Raw genomic sequence first — 1329 nt, 5'->3', positions numbered from 1 at the left:
GACCTTGGTCAGCACGGCGCCGACGTCCACGCCGACGGCCTCGCGCACCCCGTCACCGCCGACGGTCTCGCGCACCCGGTCACCGGCCATGGGAGGAGCGCCCGTTCGGCGGTGGCGGCTCCTGGCCGCCGACGAAGGGGACCTTGGAGACGACCCAGCCCGCGATGGCCTGGAGCCGGTTCTGCTCTTCACCCGTCCCGCCCACCGCGCCGCGGCCCTCGACCAGGATCGCCGCCTCGTCGTGGAGCACCCGGCGGGCCTCGATCGCCACCTCGAGGTGGTCGAGGAAGGCGTGCACGTCCGGCGAGGACCGCTGCGCCTTCGCGTGCTCCCGGACCAGCTCCCGGGCGAACAGCGCGACGAGCTGCTCGTACTTGACCACGCGGCGACCCGCCAGCACGGCGGCCACCTCGGTCACCAGCCACTCGACGTCCTGCCAGGACGAGAGCCTGCCGGCGATGTCGCGGAACGGGGCCTGCCCCTGCCACCCCTGGAGCTGGTCGGCGCACCGCTCGGCGAAGCGCCGGTCCGGCGCGGGCTCGGCGCGGGGCCGCTCCTCGTGGGCGACGGGTTCCCGGCGGGCGGCGGGTTGCTGCCGGGACCAGGGCTGGGCGTGCGCGGCCGCCGGCTCGGACGCCTTCCGCCGCACCGCGACCCACTGCTGGACGCGGGGCAGGTCCGCCAGCTCCGGCACCCGCTCCACCAAGGCCCGCAGCGCGATGCCCACCTGCCGCTCGTCGTGGCCGTCGCGCACCCGCAGGTCCGCGAGCAGGCCGTCGACGACGGCCGACAGCACCCGCGGGCCGACCTCCGCCCACCCCGGCCCGGCCAGCACCGCCGCGACCACGCGGTGCCGCCGGGCGGCGGGAGCGGTCCGCAGCACCTGGAGGAACGCCGCCACGTAGTCCTCGCTCGGCTCCTGCCGCAGCACGGCGGCCGGCGGGCGCTCTGGCTGGTCGCCGAGGCGGTAGCACAGCGCGTCCACCACGCCCTGCAGGGGCAGCGGCAGCCGGGCCCGCTTCAGCTCCGCGGCCCACTCCGTCCCGCGCCCGACCGGCATCGCCGCGAGCACGTCGTCCTGGAGCCAGTCGAGCGCACCGGCGAGCAGCAGCGGCACGTGCTCGGGCCAGGTCCGCCGGCAGGCGGCGAGCACGTGCGCCGCCGCGCCGGGCGACAGCCGCTCCAGCTCGGCGACGTCACCCGCCCGCGCGGGCGGTCCGCCGCGCAGCGCCACGCGCAGGAACGCCGTCTCGGGAGCCTCCAGGTCCAGGCCCTCGGCCACCGCGGCGGCCTCCTCGGGGGACTGGCGGAGCAGCGCGTCGAGCCGCG

Annotated in this window: 1 protein-coding gene; it reads right to left on the bottom strand. The window is 78.0% G+C overall.

Going from position 1 to position 1329, the window contains the following annotated elements:
- Positions 1 to 79 precede the first annotated feature (79 nt).
- Positions 80 to 1329, bottom strand: a 1250-nt coding sequence (locus ACFV4N_RS43850; protein ID WP_499678621.1) for a hypothetical protein, incomplete at its 5' end; no start/stop codon positions are given.

Origin of the sequence: Actinosynnema sp. NPDC059797 (assembly GCF_042732085.1) — a bacterium.
Lineage (GTDB): Bacteria > Actinomycetota > Actinomycetes > Mycobacteriales > Pseudonocardiaceae > Actinosynnema.
The sequence above is the reverse complement of the archived record's forward strand: the minus strand, read 5'-3'. Positions and strand labels throughout refer to the sequence as shown.